The organism is Nocardia higoensis (assembly GCF_015477835.1).
Lineage (GTDB): Bacteria > Actinomycetota > Actinomycetes > Mycobacteriales > Mycobacteriaceae > Nocardia > Nocardia higoensis_A.
Genome location: NZ_JADLQN010000003.1, coordinates 81,324 through 96,975, shown reverse-complemented (window position 1 = coordinate 96,975; position 15,652 = coordinate 81,324). Strand labels below are relative to the sequence as shown.

The window sequence follows — 15,652 nt, the reverse complement described above, 5'->3', positions numbered from 1 at the left end:
AATTCCTGGAAGAGAACGGGCGGCGGACGGTTGTCCGCCGCCCGCCGACAGATGTCTGATCAGGTAGCCGATCAGGTCCAGCCGCCCATCATCGAGGCGTTGTCGTCGTTGCGGAAATGGGTGATGCGCTTGCAGACCGCCGCGTCGGCGGTCTGGGTGTCGGCAGGCATGGGGGTGTGGTCGAGTTCGGGCCAGGCTTTCCGCATGGCCTCGTAGGTGCGCGCGATAACCGAAAGTGGCGCCGGCTGGATCGGGTACGGGTGGATGTCGGTGGTCTTCTCGCGTTTGGGCAGCATGGTGGCTTCTGCTCCTCGGGGTTCACCACAGTGGCTTGCGTCGCAGGGTGATGCGGCCGGATTCGCGCAGGGTCTGCGTCGCGGCGGTTTTCATTGCGCACAGCCAGGGTGGGCAGTCGATGTGGTCTTGCATCACTTGGTGTGCCTGGGTGATGGATAGGGGCTGGGCTGGTGTCGTGTGCACCCACGGAGGAATCGGCCGTGTGTCGGTGCAGGTGGGTGGGCGAGGCGTGCGCTCCATTGGCGGGGCCTCGATGTGGTCTGCTGGGGAGACGAGGCAGAACGCGAGTGCGGCGGCACCGGTCACCACCGTGAACACGACGATGATGTCCCACATACGAGCCTGCCTATGCCTGGTCGTTCTGCGGCGGTCCAGGGTCGGATTCGGTCGTGGGCTCCATGTCCGCGAGATACCGCACGGCCGTCGCCTTGCGCGGGCAGGCCGGTTCGCACCCCTCGTGGATGGTGATGATCCCGCGCGCCCACCGCTCGGTGATGCCGGGCACGGACCCGTTCTCGCAGCCCTCGTTGAGGGGTGGCTTCTTGCGTGGCCTCAACTCATGGACGCTCACCGGTGGCTCCTCGCCGTGCAGGCGAGCCCCGCGGCGGTGAGCACGCTTATCGCGGACGCTTTCGCGCCGCATCGGCTGCTTGGGCAGTCGGCGTGCTCGATGGTTATCGCTCTGGCGACTTCGAGGCTGTAGGGGCGGAACGGCGTGTGATGCGAAGTCCGGATTCGGGTCGGCGATGCGGTGATCGGGACACGATGTCGACGGGATCGGAAATCGATGAAGAACGGGACGAGGACGAGCAACGACGACAACGGCGCTACCGCCAGGACTATCCAGATATCGTTGAGATACATCTCGAATCCCCTCTGACGAGTGTGAATTGGATCAGCGCGACGAAGCAGCAGACGATCAGCCTGCGGACTGTGTTGTAGACAAAGCTGACTCCGAATCGAATCCCAGCGCTCGCACGCACATTGTTTGGTCGGCACCCACTGCCGGGGATGTAGCGAACGGCCGATGAGGTCGCGGGATCGCCAACCGCTCGGTCCCTCGAGAGCATCGACCCGACACTGGGGCCGTATCGAGCATCGCCCGAATGGCCATGACCGAACGACGACACAACTGGCGTCCAACACCACCTATTCGGGGCGACATTCCGGCGTCATTGGATTAGCGTTGCCCTATGGGGCCCACACCGAACACCGCACTCCGCGCAGCGCGGTCCGCACGCCGAATGAGCCAAGACGATCTGGCCAGAGCGCTACGCGAGGCCGGCTGCCTCAGCGCGACGAAGCGGCTCGTCCAGCGGTGGGAAGCGGGAACCACCCTCAACCCCAGGGCCTCGCATGTTCGCGCACTGGAGAAGGTGATGGGATTGCCGATCGAGACACTGGGATTCGGCGCGGTCGAGCCGGGCCGATCCTTGTCCCCCGACGACGAGAACGGTCACATGGTGGATTCCCCCATCGGCCGACTCGCACACGACTCGAAGCCGGTCAGGGACGGCGGGCCGAATCTCGGCATCTATTCCGGAATCTGGCTCTCGCGCTACGAGTACTACTCGAGCGGCCGAGACGCCACGTTCACCGCGGTCCACCACGTCGTCGTGCTCCAGCACGACGACGCGCTGACGGTGCGGAGCCTGCCGGGGTCGGCGGTGTCGAGCATGGCGATGGACCTCACCGTCGATGGCAACGTCGTGACGGGCACGTGGGCCGAGCACACAGCCCAGGGCGGCTACTACCGAGGCGCGAAGTATCACGGCGCGATCCAATTACTCGTGGACCTGACAGGTACCCGGATGGCGGGCAAGTGGATCGGATTCGGGAAATCGTTCGATATCAACTCCGGTCCGTGGGAACTCATCTTGCAGGACCGATCTACCGCCAAGGCCACGATCGAGGCGTACGACCGGCCGCCTGCGCTGTCCTGAAGTCGGTCGGCACGGATTACGTCGTGCCCAGCGCTGGGGCGAGGAAAGCCGATGACGGGAATCGAACCCGCGCTGTGTGCTCGGGGAATCTGGGGAAGGGCGCCGATTTACCCTCCAAGCTGCTGCCGTGATGGGTGTACCGATGGGTTCTCGGATTATTTCTACTGGATGCATTGCACACGGCGAAAAAGCTGGCGCCGGCACAGACGCGCTACCGGAATGTGGGCTAGTGCGCCGTCCTTCAGGGCGGTGGTGAAGGCCCACGCGGGAGGGCCGCCAAGGCCCGAGCGTGCCTTGCAGCTAAACGTGAATAATGCTGCTGAGCAACAGGATTAGACCGTTCAGATGGTAAGATCCGGGGGTGCAGCTTCGGTATAGTTACCGCTTGTACCCCACGCCCGGCCAGCAGGTCACGCTGGCTCGCGCGTTCGGTTGTGCGCGTGTGGTGTACAACGATGCGCTCGCCGCCCGGAGGGAAGCGTTCGGCAGGGGCGAGCGTCTCAGTGACACCGAACTGTCGAAGCGGTTGACCGCGGCGAAGGCCACCCCGGAACGGGCGTGGCTGGGTGAGGTGTCGTCGGTGGTGTTGCAACAGGCGTTGGCCGATCTGAACACCGCTTACCGCAACTTCTTCGCCTCGGTGACGGGGAAGCGCAGGGGCGCACGGGTCGGGTTGCCTCGGTTCCGGTCTCGCGGGGATGCGCGGCAGGCGATCCGGTTCACGAGGAATGCACGGTTCGCGGTCACCTCGGGCGGGAAGTTGCGGTTGCCGAAGATCGGCGAGGTGAAGGTCGCCTGGTCGCGGGACCTGCCGTCTTCTCCGTCGTCGGTGACGGTCATCAAGGATGCGTCGGGCAGGTATTTCGCGTCGTTCGTCGTGCAGGCCGACGCCCAGCCGTTGCCCGAGCTGGATACCGAGGTGGGTATCGACCTGGGGTTGACGACGTTCGCGGTCATGTCGAATGGGAAGACGATCGACTCCCCGAAGTTTCTGCGGCAGGCCGAACGCCGTTTGCGCAAGGCGCAGCAGGTGTTGTCACGTAAGGAGAAGGGGTCGAAGAACCGGGCCAAGGCTCGGGTGAAGGTAGCGAAAGCGCACGCCAAGGTGGCGGATACGCGGCGGGACTGGGCGCACAAGAACACGACATGGATCATTCGCGAGAACCAAGCGGTGTTCGTCGAGGACTTGTGCGTGAAAGGTCTCGCCCGAACGCGGTTGGCGAAATCGGTACACGATGCGGGGTGGTCGATGTTCACGACCATGCTCGAGGAGAAGGCTGCCCGGTATGGGAGGGTCTTCGGGAAGGTGGACCGTTGGTTGCCCTCGACCCGCATGTGCTCGCACTGCGGGGTGATCGGGGACAAGAAGCCGCTGCACGTCCGGGAATGGACATGTGTGTGCGGCGTGACCCACGACCGGGACGTGAACGCGGCAATCAATATTCTCGCGGCCGGACGGGCCGAGAGTCGAAACGCCTGCGGAGGGACCGTAAGTCCTGCCGCTTAGCGGAAGGCAAGTCCCTGTGAAACAGGAACCCACCGGAGCGGCACATCGTCCGCAGGAGGAATCTCGGTCCCTTCAGGGCCGGGAGGACGTCAAAACGCGATGGTGCCGAGACGGTCCGCGCTTTGGCCCGTGCAGATACGCGCAGGGCGGAAGCACTGCACGATTTCGCGGTGTGGTGCGGCATCACCGACCGAGCATGATCAGCTCGGCAGGCCCTTCGCTACCGCCGGGGTGAGGAACTCGACCCGGAAGTCTCGAACATAGGTGCTGCGCTGGTCGAGGAATTGCCTGGTGTGCGGCTGTCGCTCGTGTTCCTCGAACGCTTCACGGTCGCGGTATACCTCGTAGAAGACTCGCGCCAGGGGCGCGTCCTGAACCACGTGGGTTGCGTAGACAAGTGTTCCCGGTTCACGTTCGGCGATTGCTGCGTTCGTCTCCGCGACCAACCCGTCGAAGGCTTGCGCTGCGGCATCGTCCTTCAGTTCAAATCTCACCACGAGTGCGAACATTGAGTCAGTTTGGCATATAGGTTGCGATGCCCTCTACCATCCGGGGTCCGCGATCTGGAGTTAGCCTTGCGATGGTATTTCGAACTGGTCGAGGCCGCTCGGAACCAGTGGCGAGCGGTCGACGCACCGCACCCGGTCGCTCTCATGCGCGCTGGAGCCTGCATTAAGTATGTCACACGATCATTCGAGTGTGAGGCACCGTCGATAGGTTGGAATGCGCCACTGACCTGCGCGAATGTGCACGGTTGGGTTGATCGGACCCGATGTTCGGTCTGGTCGGCGAGGGCGGTCGAATGGCCGATTTCGCCGATGGTGGCCGCTGTAACACTTTTGGTAACACCCTCGCCCGTGGCGGCGGTTCGGGGGTGGATCAAAAGGTGGATTGATCAGGGCGTTTTAGGTGGAGCCGATGACGGGAATCGAACCCGCGCTGTCTGCTTGGGAATCTGAAGAAGGGGGATGGTTCACCTTCCGAGCGGCGGCGATGCCTGCAGCAACGAGTGCTCAGATTGGCCCTTGTTGACCGGCTTGTGTGGCACGTGTGTGGCACGCCGGTCCTCGGGCTGGCTCTGAGATCAGACCGCTTCATTACGAGTCGAGTCCCTGACGTTCCGGCTGACGTCGGGGCTGTCCGCGCTCCTCCGTGAGGTGCTGAAACGCCTCCGTATGCGTTTCGTCGTGTCTGGGGTCGTTCGGGTGAGATGTGACAACGTGGTGACAACCCTGGCCCTGCTCGGTGGTGGGATGCGCCAATCGGCGACTGGCCGCGTCTGCATCGTGTACGCGACGGCGCACAGGGCTCGGCAGGCACCCGGGAACGATTCGAAGGGGTGTCGGCGCTGTACCCTACGATCTGCGGCCATGGGTAGATTTGTGACCGCCTACTTGGTCAAGCTCGATGAGGTGCACGACGCTGTGGGATCTGGTGATGAGGGACTGCGGCGGACAGTCGCAGTGCACTGTGCCGACGAAATCGCAGGAGATCGAGTCTATTTCGAGTCGTATCCGAAGTCGGTATTGAGCATCGACGATGCGTTGCGAGCGTTGGTCGCTGGCGGCCCCTACAATCCCGATTTCAGCTACCGGTACAACTACGCATTCCGGCTTTTTTGCAAGACGCTCTCAATACGGGACTACGGCAATGGGCCTTACCGCGGCAACTGGCTCTCAGAGGTTGACGGCGGTCTCACATCCATCGGCATCGAGGCGATCAGTTTCACCAGGTTTGAAGGATTGAGGCTGCCCTCCAACCAACCACATCTGGAGGAGGGCGGATACGGCGAGTGGGATCACCACGATTGCATTGCTGCCCTAGATCAGCTGGCGGCCACGGGCTCGGATCGGTTGCAGGAATTGGACTCCGATACCCGCGGGTGGGTCGAGTTCGGGTTGGACGTTGCCGCCAAGGCTGCTTCCCGGCCAGATTTCGGCGTCGCAGGCTTCTTCAACACCTGACCGACCAGAGCGGCCCGCTTTGGGAGCGGAGGGTCGCAGGTTCAAATCCTGTCACCCCGACAGTTGGGCCGAAGGTTCCGCCCTGGTGAGGGGCCGTGCGACAGTCTTCGGCACGTCGGGGCGGTCACCGCTCGATACCGGGATTGACCGGTTTTCGCCGACCGCTATCGCACGTAGATCGCACGCGGATGACTTCTCGGCCTGAGCCCGACTTCGACTGCTGGACGTCGGTGGAATCCGATACATTCCCCGCTATGCCTGTCGGGGAAGAACAACGAGCGGCGCTGTTCGCCATCATCGATCTTTGGGCCGTGTACCGCGATAGGTCACATGAGAGCATGACCTACTCACTTGAGCAGCCCGACCCGAGAGGGTTTTGCCCGGACAGCGCGCTCGTCGATGCACTTCGTGAAGATGGACTCACCTACTGCGAATGTCGGATAAGGCCGCCGCAGATCCGCATGTACCTTGAGAGCCTCCCTGCGGCACCACCTGCACTGAACTGGGAGTGGTTCACATGGACCAAAGATGACGACTGGGACTACGACGACATTCAGGAATTCGTGGGCCCACTGGCGGAAGAATGCCTCGCGCTGGATACCGCGGTCGTAGGCGTCGACGTGGATGGGGATGGGTTCACCCTGGGTTTCATCGAGGCGGATAGGGTTGATGCACTGCTCAGCCTGGCTGCGACGGCCGGGGCGAAGATCGTAGTTCATCATGCGAGTCCGCCGACCGCGTGACTTGGCGCCGTTGGCGACTTCCCTTCCCCTGCTTTCTCGTCCTGGCCATCGCTGAGCTGAGGGAGGTCGTGTCAAGGGCGTTCTTTCCCTTGACACGACCGAGTGAGGTCAGACAATCGGGCCATGAGGAGGCAGGGTTTCGCAACCACACGATGCCCCGGCGACAGGATGCCGAGTACGGCTGTCTCTCGTCGGATTTTGTTCAGCAATTCATCCGCACAGCTCAGCCAGGTTTCGAACTTCCCACGACTGGACCACAGTCGGCCCCACGAGTGAGTGCCGGCGGATTCGCCGGGCAGCTGCGGGAGAGCAAGTCGGGGACGGCCGACGAAGCGCCCAGCACTACTCGGTGAACGAAAGAGCGGCCAGCTTCGAGGAGTCCGCGTGCTGCCCCGTCGCCGAAGCGGATGCCAGAACACGCGATCAGGACCAAATGCGCACCGGCGGCGGCGCGCAGCGCCGCCGGTGCGCCTTGAACTTTCGCGACCAGGAAATCGGCAGAGCAGTGGTTGTCGACCACGGAAGTGCAGATCTTGCAGGGGGATTGGATCGATCCCGAGCGCAGCAAGGTTCGGGTCGCGGCATACATGGAACGGTGGATTGATCAGCGGCCGGGTCTTCGTCCGAAGACGGTGCAGCTCTATCGCTGGTTGCTGCGTGCGCACGTCGAAGGAACTGCGCTCGGTGGTGTGGAGGTCGGCAAGTTGACGACTCCGATGGTCCGGCAGTGGCGGGCGGATCGGCTGGCTTCGGGCGCATCCGAGATCGCGACTGCCAAGGCGTATCGGCTGATTCGGGCGGCGATGAACATGGCGGTGGATGAGGACAAGCTCATTCCGCGTAACCCTTGCCGTGTGCGTGGTGCGGACAAGGAGAGCAGTCCTGAGCGGCCTGTGTTGACCATCGCCCAGGTGTTCGGGCTGGCGGCTGCGATGCCGGAGCGGTATCGGGTGCTGATTCTGCTGACTGCCTTTTGTTCGCTTCGTTGGGGCGAGGTGACGGCGCTGACCCGGGCGGACTTCGGTACCGGCGCCGCCTCGGTGCGGATCGCGAAGGCGCTGGTGGAGTTGCCCGGTAAGGGGCTCGTTGTGGCGGCTCCGAAGTCGCGGGCGGGTGTTCGGACTCTGACGGTTCCCGAGGCCATCCGCTCCGACGTTCTCGCGCACCTGGACGAGTTCGTTCGCGCCGACCCGGACTCGTACGTGTTCACCGGTCTGCGTGGGAACCCGCTGCGGCGCTCGAACTTCACTCAGATCGTGAAGTGGTCGAAGGTGACCGCGGCGGCGGGAGTGGCCGGCACTCACTTCCACGATCTGCGCCATGCGGGGAACCTGTGGGCGTCGAAGTCGGGGATGTCGACCAAGGACCTGATGGCACGTATGGGGCACGACGACATGCGGGCGGCGCTGATCTACCAGCGGGCCACTGACGACGCGGAACGGCGGATCGCTGACGATTTGTCGCGGATGGCGACGGCGTATCGGGAAGGTCGTTCCGGCGAGTAAGTGGCACGTGTGTGGCACGCGGGGGTTTCCGACCGTGCCGGAGAAGAACAATGACCAGGACAAAAGTCCTGGTCATTGCCTTTGAGCCGATGACGGGAATCGAACCCGCGCTGTCTGCTTGGGAAGCAGAAGTTCTACCATTGAACTACATCGGCGTGCACATGAGCGCAACCGATAGCCTAGCAGAACAGGTGCTATGCAGGTCAATCCTGCTGGTCCGAGGTCAGACCTGGATCGTTACGGCCCAGGTTGCGATTCACTCCAGGAGTTCATCAGACCTCGGCGCGGTTCTCCAGGGGGTTCACGAGGGGCAGGGGTCTCAACGCGGGTTCGGTGTAGTGCCGTCGGGTGGTGGCGCTGCTGGCGTGGCCCATCTGCGAGCGGCACTCGATGTCCTTGCCGCTGATCTTGGTGCCTGCGGTCTTGCAGGAGGTGTGGGGCATGGGCAGCTCGCTCGGTCGCACCTGGCCCGGTCTGGGCGTTGCCGAGGGGTCGGACTCATTCCTCTGGCTGGGCCATCACGCCGAACGGGTTGTCGATGATGTAGCGCCACAGGCCATCGGTGCCTCGCCGCGCGACGTCGGTGGCGGTGCCTTCGATATGGACGCGTTCGCTGTCGGGGCCGATGCCGTCGATGACCCAGTCGACGATCAGCAGCGCGATGTCGTCGACGACGTAGGTATGGCGAGGTCGGACGGTGATCGGCAGGCCCAATGCCAGAAATTGCGCTGTCGCCGATGCCAGAGCGGCTCCGGTCAACGGCGTACCGGGTTGCGGTACGAATACGGCCCGCTGTTCATAGACCTCGGCGACCGCGGTCGGTGACCCGGAGTTGAAGGCTGCCGCGAAAACCGCTGGGTGTTGCCGGGGATCATCGCTGAGAGCGACAGTGGACGCATGGACAGTGTCGGTTTCGGAACTCATGCCACCAGCCAAGCGCGCGCGAACGCAGCTCACCAAACAGAAACCCACAGCTGGGACACCGAATTGGTGCCGACCGAATCCGGCCGGACACAGCGACCCGACACCGCATGCCCGGTCGAGGTGGCGTTGTCGGCCGTCTCCGGCCGCTGGACAACCTTGGTACTGCGAGAACTCCTGAACGGCCCGAGCTCGTTCAGCGAGCTCGCCGAGCGGCTGCCGGAGATCAGCCCGAAGGTGCTCACCGAGCGCCTACACAACCTGCGCGAGGGCGGGCTGGTCTCGCGGCAACGGTTGGCCGGATTCCCGACACGCACCCGCTACGTGATGACGCCTGTTGGGGAAGCGGTGCGGCCCTTGCTGATTGAACTGTATCGAACCGGTGAACGACTACAGCATCTGCGATAAACACCAACCCAGGACACCGAACTCCACATGCTGCCTGGCGTTGGGAATTGCTCGGCTAGGTGTCGCCCCCCAGCCGGTGCAGCACGTCGAGGACCTGGTCCCCGGTCCGCGCGGGCCCGTGCTTGGGCTTCGGCGGTGGACGGGCGTGGCTCGGGCGGGATCGGCGCGGCCGGGCTGTCGGAGAACAGCGACGCGACGACGCGGATGAGTTCCTTGGTGAGGTCGATGTGGCGCAACATCAGAAGCGTGGGCAGGTCGTAGTACAGGGGCGAGATCGGCCCAGGTGGCGCGTTCTCGTCGATCTCCTCGCGGGCTGATGTTCCCCCGGTTTCGTAGAGTCGAGATGCTGGACTTCAGGCCACGGGTTGGACGGACGGTTGCATCAGTTCGTACTCGATCGGGGTTCGCATGCCGAGGGCTGAGTGGCGGCGGCGCCGGTTGTGGAAGATCTCGAGGTACTCGAAGATCGCGTTCGCCAGCTCGATCCGGGTCTTCCAGCATTGCCGGTTGAGCAGGCCGGTTTGCATTCTGCCCCGAAATGATTCGATGACGGCGTTGATGCTCCTATAGCTGTCAAGCGGTTGACTCCTGGTCCGCACCGCGCGAGTCCTCGGCGAAGTCCTTCACGGTCGAGAATCGTCGCTCACCCCATCCTGCGCGCCGGCTGGTGGGTAGAGCCGGTGGATCGTGACGGCGGCTGCCAGGAGGCGGGAGTTGTTCGGCTCGTTCGGGTCGATGCCGGTGAGGTCACCGACACGACGCAGGCGGTAGCTGAGGGTGTTGGGATGCACGTGGAGGTGGGCCGCGGCGGCCTTGCGGTCGCCGAGGCGTAGGTGGGCTTCCAGTGCCTCGAGCAGGTGGGGAGCGCGTAGCAGCGGGACGATGCGTGCTGCCAGGCGGTCGCGTGCGGCGCCGGGGCGGGTGAGCTGGTATTCCAGGAGGAGGTCGTCGAGTCGGTAGAGGCCGGGGGGATGCCCCAGGAGCCGTGCGAGGGTGGCCAGTTCCGCGGCCTCGGACGCGGCGCGTGGCAGATCCGCGCGTGCCACGGTCTCGCGCTCCGCGAGATAGGTTGCGCCGCTCAACTTGTCGGCGAGATCGGCGGCCAAGCCCGCACCGCGTAGGTCGGGGCCGGATTCGGAATATATCGGTATGAGCGCGATTCCGGACGTCCCGTCGAAGGAGACCAGCGCCGTGCCGTTGGTGAACGTGTCGAGGGCGCGGTGCAGGACCCGAATTCGCCTGCGCGCCATGAGATCGGCTGCGGCGGTGGATGGTCCTTCGGGAGCTGTCTGGATCGCGACCACGGTGTAGTGGTCGGTCAACGGCATGTCGGCCCGCGCGGAGAGGTCATCGGCGGGTTGGCCGAGCAGCAGTGCCGAGCACAGTTCGCGGCGGGCCTCACGTTCGGCGTGGTGGATGGACTGGTTGACCTCGATGTAGGTCTCCATCACGGTGATGTTGATGTTCATCAGCAGATCGAGCAGGCCCGCGCCGACCACCACCAGCTGGTCGGTTTCGTCGGGCCTGGCGATGGCGGCTGCCTCGGCCAGTACCGACTGGGCCGAGGCGTGGATGGCCTCGATGAGGATGGCCAAGGGGAAGCGGTCTTCGGCGTGGCGTTCGGCGACCGGCGCGACGAACGTGATGACTTCGTCCCGGGTGAGCTTGCGGTTCTCGCCGAGGGCATGCAGCACTGCCCGCCCGCAGGCGTAGATGGCGGGCAGTACCTCCGGTCGGAAGTGGCCTTCGGGTAGGTCGGCGGCGGGTGTCGTCGCTCCGAGTCCATCAGCAAGCAGTCGTTCGGCTATCTGTGGCCATCGGGTGAGCATGCGGGCGAGTAGCGGAGGATCGGCGGTGGACGACGGCGGGGCGGCTGGCATAGCGCGATTGTTGCCGAGAACGCCGACGCGGAACAGCGCTCAGGCCACCGTCGCCGATACTTTGTCACTCCGACAACTCGAGGGTGCCGAACTTCGTTCGCCAGTGCAGTGACGCCGGCTGTCGGCCGGGACAGACTTCGGATACCGCAGCGGCGCAGCGGTGGCCATCACGTTCTCTCTGCAATGTGCTCTGGGGCATACCGATTCGGTAGTGCTGTGCCGACCGAACGGATGGGAAGTACGGGAAATGTTCGCAATGAGGCAACAGATGGGCCGGATCGTCGCGTGTGCGACCCTGGTCGCCGGCATAGGTCTCGCACAGGGAGTGGGACTCGGGGGCGCCGCGAGCGCATCGCCCTCACCTGAGGCCGAGCTGGCGGCTTTCGCCGACACCGTGTCCGCCGGACTCGCACCGGCACCGGACGGAAGGCAGCCGAAAGCCGTGGTCGATACCGGCGGCGATGTCGGAAGTGGATCGGGGAGCGGGTCGGGTAGTGGTTCCGCGTGGGGGCGAAGCAGCGCGGCGGCGGCAGTCGGCGAAGGTCCCGAGATGACGGCGCCGCTGGCGGCGTTCGCCTACGGGCTGACGAATCCGAATTCGGCGCCGGCCGGAGCCAATCGGTGGGACTGTGAGCCGAGTGACCGGCATCCGCGTCCGGTGGTGCTGTTGCACGGCACGTGGCTCAACGCCTACGACACCTTCTCCTACCTCTCGCCGCGGCTGGCCCGCGCGGGGTATTGCGTGTTCGCGCTCAACTTCGGCCGGTCCGGACTCGCGGAGGGCGGCGGTCTCGGCGCGGTGCTGCCTGGACGCTACGGGGTCGGTCCCATGGAGGAATCCGCACTCCAGGTCGCGCAATTCGTCGACCGGGTACGTGCGGCCACCGGGGCGGACAAGGTCGACATCGTGGGTCACTCGCAGGGCGGCACGGTCGCCAACCGGTATCTGAAGTTCGACGGCGGCGCGGACAAGGTCGGCAGGCTGGTGACCTTCGGGGCCACCCACCACGGCACCTCGCTGATGGGGATCGCCTCGTTGGGGCGGGCTGTCAACAATCTCGGTGTGAACATCCTGGGGTTCGTGGAACCGATCGTCGGGATGTCCAATATCCAGCAGGCGGTCGGTTCCCCGTTCTACGCCGCACTCAACGCCGACGGCGATACCGTGCCCGGCGTGGAGTACACCTCGGTGGCCTCGCGCTACGACGAGGTCACCAATCCCTACGACTGGGCATTCCTGCGGGCGGGTGCGGGGGCGACGGTCCACAACATCACCTTGCAGGACGGCTGCGATCAGGACCTGTCCGATCACCTCACCCTCATGTACTCCCCGCGCGCGGCGAGTATCACGCTGAACGCGCTCGATCCGGCGACCGCGACGACGCCGGTCTGCGCGTTCAACCCGTGGCTGATCGGTGGAGGCGGTGGTCTGTGAGCCTGCACCTGGAATCGGAGCCCGCCGAGCCGGTCCCGGTCCCCGACCTCGACGCCGACGGCACGCTGCGACCGGAGGACGATGAATTCTGCCGCCCGCCCCAGGGATTCGAGCAGCGTGCGCCCGGCGCTGTCCTGCGGGCCCGCGGCATCAGGGTCGCGCTGTTCGGCGTGATCCCGCAACGGCTCTCGGCATGGCAACTGCTCTATCGCACCAGCGATCTGAACGGGGTCCCGGATGTCGCGGTGACGACGGTACTGCTGCCCGCGGGGGCCGATCCCACGGTGCGGCGGCCCTTGCTGTCGTTCCAGTGCGCGATCGACGGCGTCAGTTCGAACTGTTTCCCCTCCTATGCGCTGCGGCACGGCGCGCGCGCACTCGGGGCCATTCCGCAGTTGGAACTGCCGGTCATCGCCGAGGCACTGGCTCGGGGGTGGGCGGTCACGGTTCCGGACCACGGTGGCATGGGCGGTCACTTCGGAGTCGCGCGTGAACCCGGATATCGGGCACTCGACGCCATCCGCGCGGCGCTCGGATTCGGGCCCTTGGGGCTGGATGCCGCCACCGATATCGGACTGTGGGGCTATTCCGGTGGAGGATTGGCCACGGCCTGGGCTGCGGAAATGGCAGCGGGTTACGCACCGGAACTCAATATCGTCGGTGCGGTGGCCGGTTCACCCGTCGGCGACCCCGGAGCCGCGTTCCTGCGACTCAACGGATCGCTGCTCTCCGGGTTCTCCACTGTCTGTGTGGCCGCGCTGCGGCGGGCATACCCGGAGTTGGACAGCGTCCTTCGTGCCCACGCCAGACCCGCATTCCACACCTTGCTGGCGGACGCGGCGTCTCGCACCACGTTGGCCCTGCTACCCCGGTTCGCGGGGAAGAACCTCGACGAGTACAGCGAATCCAGCTTCGCCGACCTGCTGAACGGCGCGCAGATGCGGCGTGTTCTGGACGACATCCGTCCGGGTGGACAGGCCCCGTCCATGCCGGTTCTGATCATCCAGGGTGTCAACGACGAACTCATCGCAGTAGACGACGTGGACCAACATGTGGACAGGTACCGACGCGCCGGCGCGCACATCCACTATGTGCGCGACCGGCTCAGCTTCCACCTCGCGCTGCTCTACCTCGGCACTCCGGCCACCATGAACTGGATGGCCGACCGATTCGACCGGAAGGATCTACCACCGGGCACGACCCGGACCGTGTGGTCGATCGCCTGGACCAGGCGAGAAGCGCGGGGTCACCTTCGGGGTATGGCTCTGCTCGTCCGCATGTTCTGCGGCAGGCCGGTCACGGCACGTCACGATTGACGGGAGGAGTGCGATCGGCGCGCACTCGCGTGCTCAGCAGACCGGCCGCGGTGGGTCGATTCGTGGCGGAGAGCGCGGCATCGAGGTGGTCGGGGCCCGGTACGCGCTGCCGATAGTGGAATACCGCGAGGCAGAACGAGACCCAGGCGATGCTCGCGCACCACGCGCCCAGCACGTCGGTCGGCCAGTGCACCCCCAGATACACCCGTGACCATCCGACCGCCAGCACGAAGGCCGCCGCGAGCAGCCCGGCGACGACCCGGACAGCGAGACGGGTGATGCGCGGGAGGAAGATCGCCGCGCAGATCGCGATGACGACGCAGCTGGCGACGGCGTGGCCGGAGGGGTAGGCGAGGCTGGGTTCGTAGGCGAGGCGGTCGGCGGCCGGTGGGCGTTCGCGGCCGATGAGGCGTTTACCGCCGAAGACGATGACGGCGGCGCCGAAGCCGGCGGCGGCGACGAGGGCGGCTCGGGCGCGGTCGCCGGAGCGCAGCAGGAGGGCACAGACGATGGTGCCGAGGATGGTCATGGACAGGGTGTCGCCCACGGTGCTGACGACGCGCGCCAGCGTGGTGAGAACGGTGGTGCGCTGCTCGATCGCCCAGCCGGAGATCTGTGGGTCGGCGGCGAGGATGCCGCTGTGGTCGTCGGCGCCGTGGGCGCGGACGTCGTGGACCACGACATTGACGGTGAGCACGCCGAAGCAGGCCGCGAGCAGGGCGGCGGTGAGGGCGAGCGCGCGGACGACCGAGGAGGGCTTCGCGGAGGGCGACGGAGGGCTCACCTCTCCACGATGACATCCCCGCGCCGGTAACCGGTGCGGGGATGGGGCTCGGCGGGGTCAGAACTTGCTGTAGCCGCCGTCGATGAGCAGGGAGTCGCCGGTGTGGAAGGCGCTGGCGGGGCTCGCCAGGTAGACGGCCACCGATTCGAAGTCCTCGGCGCGGCCCCAGCGGCCGACGGGCATGCGGGGCAGGACGCGGTCGCGGAAGCGGTCCCAGTGGAAGATGCCCTCGGTCATGGGGGTCTCCACCCAGCCGGGGAGCACGGAGTTGGCGCGGATGCGGTGCTTGGCCAGCTCGACGGCGATGGAGTTCATCACGGCGATGATGCCCGCCTTGCTGGCGGCATAGGACTGGCCGCGGGGGACGCCCTGCTGGGAGGCGAGGCTGGCGGTGGCGACCAGGCTGCCGCCGTCGCCCTGGGCGACCATCACCTTGGCCGCTTCACGCAGGGTGACGAAGGCGGCGTCGAGGTTGACCGAGGTGACGCGGCGGAACTCGGCGAGATCGGTCTCCAGGAACGGGACGGTGCCCTGGGGGACGCCCGCGTTGACGAAGCAGGAGTCGATGCGGCCCAGCTCGGCGGCGGCCTGCCCGATGGTGTCGGCGACCTGCTGTTCGTCGGCGACGTCGCAGGTCAGGGTCAGCACGCGGTGGCCGAATGCGCTCAGCTCCTTCGCCGCGGCCTCGTTGCGTTCGACATTGCGGCCGACGATGCACACGTCCGCGCCGGCGCGGGCCAGCCCGCGGGCGAAGCCGAGGCCGATGCCGGAATTGCCGCCGGTGATGACGGAGACGTGACCGGTGAGGTCGAACGGGGAGGCGTCGGTCATGGTGTGAGGTCCTTCCGTGGTGAGTCAACGAGAGGTTATCCGTCGCGGCCTGTCACTGTGCGGGCGATCACCGAAAGAGAGCGGACGCCGAGCGCATGGGCGCGACCGCTAGGCTCAT

General features: G+C 65.6%; 17 protein-coding genes, 1 tRNA gene and 1 pseudogene. 8 read left to right on the top strand and 11 right to left on the bottom strand.

The window, feature by feature from the left end:
* Positions 1–71: 71 nt before the first annotated feature.
* From IU449_RS18340 to IU449_RS18330, 3 genes are read right to left on the bottom strand one after another with little or no spacing between them, the layout of a single operon-like run.
* Positions 72–296 carry a hypothetical protein gene (locus tag IU449_RS18340; RefSeq protein ID WP_195003347.1) on the bottom strand — a complete coding sequence of 75 codons (225 nt, stop codon included), beginning with the start codon at positions 294–296 and terminating at the stop codon, positions 72–74.
* 22 nt (positions 297–318) lie between these two features.
* On the bottom strand, positions 319–633 hold the full coding sequence (locus IU449_RS18335) for a hypothetical protein (RefSeq protein ID WP_195003346.1): 315 nt from the start codon (positions 631–633) through the stop codon (positions 319–321).
* A gap of 10 nt (positions 634–643) precedes the next feature.
* Positions 644–868, bottom strand: a complete 225-nt coding sequence (locus IU449_RS18330) for a hypothetical protein (RefSeq protein WP_195003345.1) — start codon at positions 866–868, stop codon at positions 644–646.
* A 673-nt stretch (positions 869–1,541) separates the two neighbouring features.
* On the opposite strand from IU449_RS18330, the gene IU449_RS18325 reads away from it, so the two are divergent.
* Positions 1,542–2,240: a helix-turn-helix domain-containing protein gene (locus IU449_RS18325; protein ID WP_228805169.1), complete on the top strand. Its 699-nt coding sequence runs from the start codon at positions 1,542–1,544 to the stop codon at positions 2,238–2,240.
* Between the two features lie 385 nt (positions 2,241–2,625).
* Positions 2,626–3,747: a transposase gene (locus IU449_RS18320; RefSeq protein WP_228805166.1), complete on the top strand. Its 1,122-nt coding sequence runs from the start codon at positions 2,626–2,628 to the stop codon at positions 3,745–3,747.
* 200 nt (positions 3,748–3,947) lie between these two features.
* Here IU449_RS18320 and IU449_RS18315 read toward each other — a convergent pair whose 3' ends face one another.
* A complete protein-coding gene (locus IU449_RS18315; protein WP_195003342.1) occupies positions 3,948–4,256 on the bottom strand; it encodes a putative quinol monooxygenase in 309 nt (102 codons plus the stop codon).
* An 861-nt stretch (positions 4,257–5,117) separates the two neighbouring features.
* Between IU449_RS18315 and IU449_RS18310 the strand changes: the two genes are divergently transcribed.
* The 3 genes from IU449_RS18310 to IU449_RS18300 all read left to right on the top strand — a co-directional run bounded on the left by IU449_RS18310 (position 5,118) and on the right by IU449_RS18300 (position 7,959).
* Positions 5,118–5,711: a DUF7691 family protein gene (locus IU449_RS18310; protein WP_228805164.1), complete on the top strand. Its 594-nt coding sequence runs from the start codon at positions 5,118–5,120 to the stop codon at positions 5,709–5,711.
* A gap of 254 nt (positions 5,712–5,965) precedes the next feature.
* Entirely contained in the window at positions 5,966–6,454 is a 489-nt protein-coding gene (locus IU449_RS18305; protein ID WP_195003340.1) for a DUF6630 family protein, read from the top strand.
* 509 nt (positions 6,455–6,963) lie between these two features.
* Complete coding sequence (locus IU449_RS18300; protein ID WP_228805162.1) at positions 6,964–7,959, top strand: tyrosine-type recombinase/integrase; 996 nt, start codon at positions 6,964–6,966, stop codon at positions 7,957–7,959.
* An 84-nt stretch (positions 7,960–8,043) separates the two neighbouring features.
* Here IU449_RS18300 and IU449_RS18295 read toward each other — a convergent pair.
* From IU449_RS18295 to IU449_RS18285, 3 genes are all read right to left on the bottom strand, one after another.
* Positions 8,044–8,114, bottom strand: a tRNA-Gly gene (locus tag IU449_RS18295).
* 117 nt (positions 8,115–8,231) lie between these two features.
* The gene (locus IU449_RS18290) at positions 8,232–8,402 is read right to left on the bottom strand and encodes a hypothetical protein (RefSeq protein WP_195003339.1); all 171 of its coding nucleotides are present in this window, start codon (positions 8,400–8,402) and stop codon (positions 8,232–8,234) included.
* Positions 8,403–8,457: 55 nt separating this feature from the next.
* Positions 8,458–8,883: a YybH family protein gene (locus tag IU449_RS18285; protein WP_195003338.1), complete on the bottom strand. Its 426-nt coding sequence runs from the start codon at positions 8,881–8,883 to the stop codon at positions 8,458–8,460.
* A 66-nt stretch (positions 8,884–8,949) separates the two neighbouring features.
* Between IU449_RS18285 and IU449_RS18280 the strand changes: the two genes are divergently transcribed.
* Positions 8,950–9,288: a helix-turn-helix domain-containing protein gene (locus IU449_RS18280; protein WP_324188312.1), complete on the top strand. Its 339-nt coding sequence runs from the start codon at positions 8,950–8,952 to the stop codon at positions 9,286–9,288.
* Between the two features lie 353 nt (positions 9,289–9,641).
* On the opposite strand, the pseudogene IU449_RS18275 reads toward IU449_RS18280, so the two are convergent.
* Positions 9,642–9,845 (bottom strand): annotated as a pseudogene (locus IU449_RS18275) (IS3 family transposase); the annotation flags it as partial.
* Between the two features lie 66 nt (positions 9,846–9,911).
* On the bottom strand, positions 9,912–11,168 hold the full coding sequence (locus IU449_RS18270; RefSeq protein ID WP_195003335.1) for a PucR family transcriptional regulator: 1,257 nt from the start codon (positions 11,166–11,168) through the stop codon (positions 9,912–9,914).
* Between the two features lie 550 nt (positions 11,169–11,718).
* Between IU449_RS18270 and IU449_RS18265 the strand changes: the two genes are divergently transcribed.
* Together IU449_RS18265 and IU449_RS18260 are read left to right on the top strand one after the other, a co-directional pair.
* Positions 11,719–12,603, top strand: a complete 885-nt coding sequence (locus tag IU449_RS18265; protein ID WP_324188311.1) for an esterase/lipase family protein — start codon at positions 11,719–11,721, stop codon at positions 12,601–12,603.
* A complete protein-coding gene (locus tag IU449_RS18260; RefSeq protein WP_324188310.1) occupies positions 12,600–13,919 on the top strand; it encodes a lipase family protein in 1,320 nt (439 codons plus the stop codon). Before IU449_RS18265 ends, IU449_RS18260 begins: the two co-directional genes overlap by 4 nt.
* On the opposite strand, the gene IU449_RS18255 is transcribed toward IU449_RS18260, so the two are convergent.
* Positions 13,900–14,703 (bottom strand): phosphatase PAP2 family protein, encoded by an 804-nt coding sequence (locus tag IU449_RS18255; RefSeq protein WP_195003333.1) that lies wholly within the window; start codon positions 14,701–14,703, stop codon positions 13,900–13,902. The two genes, IU449_RS18260 and IU449_RS18255, sit on opposite strands and share 20 nt — an antisense overlap.
* A gap of 57 nt (positions 14,704–14,760) precedes the next feature.
* Positions 14,761–15,534: an SDR family NAD(P)-dependent oxidoreductase gene (locus tag IU449_RS18250; RefSeq protein ID WP_195003332.1), complete on the bottom strand. Its 774-nt coding sequence runs from the start codon at positions 15,532–15,534 to the stop codon at positions 14,761–14,763.
* Between the last annotated feature and the right edge of the window lie 118 nt (positions 15,535–15,652).

Bases quoted from the DNA above. Each gene is read 5' to 3' on its own strand.
- IU449_RS18250 (WP_195003332.1), bottom strand. From the start codon at position 15,534: ATGACCGACGCCTCCCCGTTCGACCTCACCGGTCACGTCTCCGTCATC.
- IU449_RS18305 (WP_195003340.1), top strand. From the start codon at position 5,966: ATGCCTGTCGGGGAAGAACAACGAGCGGCGCTGTTCGCCATCATCGAT.
- IU449_RS18335 (WP_195003346.1), bottom strand. From the start codon at position 633: ATGTGGGACATCATCGTCGTGTTCACGGTGGTGACCGGTGCCGCCGCA.
- IU449_RS18285 (WP_195003338.1), bottom strand. From the start codon at position 8,883: ATGAGTTCCGAAACCGACACTGTCCATGCGTCCACTGTCGCTCTCAGC.
- IU449_RS18315 (WP_195003342.1), bottom strand. From the start codon at position 4,256: ATGTTCGCACTCGTGGTGAGATTTGAACTGAAGGACGATGCCGCAGCG.
- IU449_RS18340 (WP_195003347.1), bottom strand. From the start codon at position 296: ATGCTGCCCAAACGCGAGAAGACCACCGACATCCACCCGTACCCGATC.
- IU449_RS18265 (WP_324188311.1), top strand. From the start codon at position 11,719: ATGACGGCGCCGCTGGCGGCGTTCGCCTACGGGCTGACGAATCCGAAT.
- IU449_RS18290 (WP_195003339.1), bottom strand. From the start codon at position 8,402: ATGCCCCACACCTCCTGCAAGACCGCAGGCACCAAGATCAGCGGCAAG.
- IU449_RS18270 (WP_195003335.1), bottom strand. From the start codon at position 11,168: ATGCCAGCCGCCCCGCCGTCGTCCACCGCCGATCCTCCGCTACTCGCC.
- IU449_RS18325 (WP_228805169.1), top strand. From the start codon at position 1,542: ATGAGCCAAGACGATCTGGCCAGAGCGCTACGCGAGGCCGGCTGCCTC.
- IU449_RS18310 (WP_228805164.1), top strand. From the start codon at position 5,118: ATGGGTAGATTTGTGACCGCCTACTTGGTCAAGCTCGATGAGGTGCAC.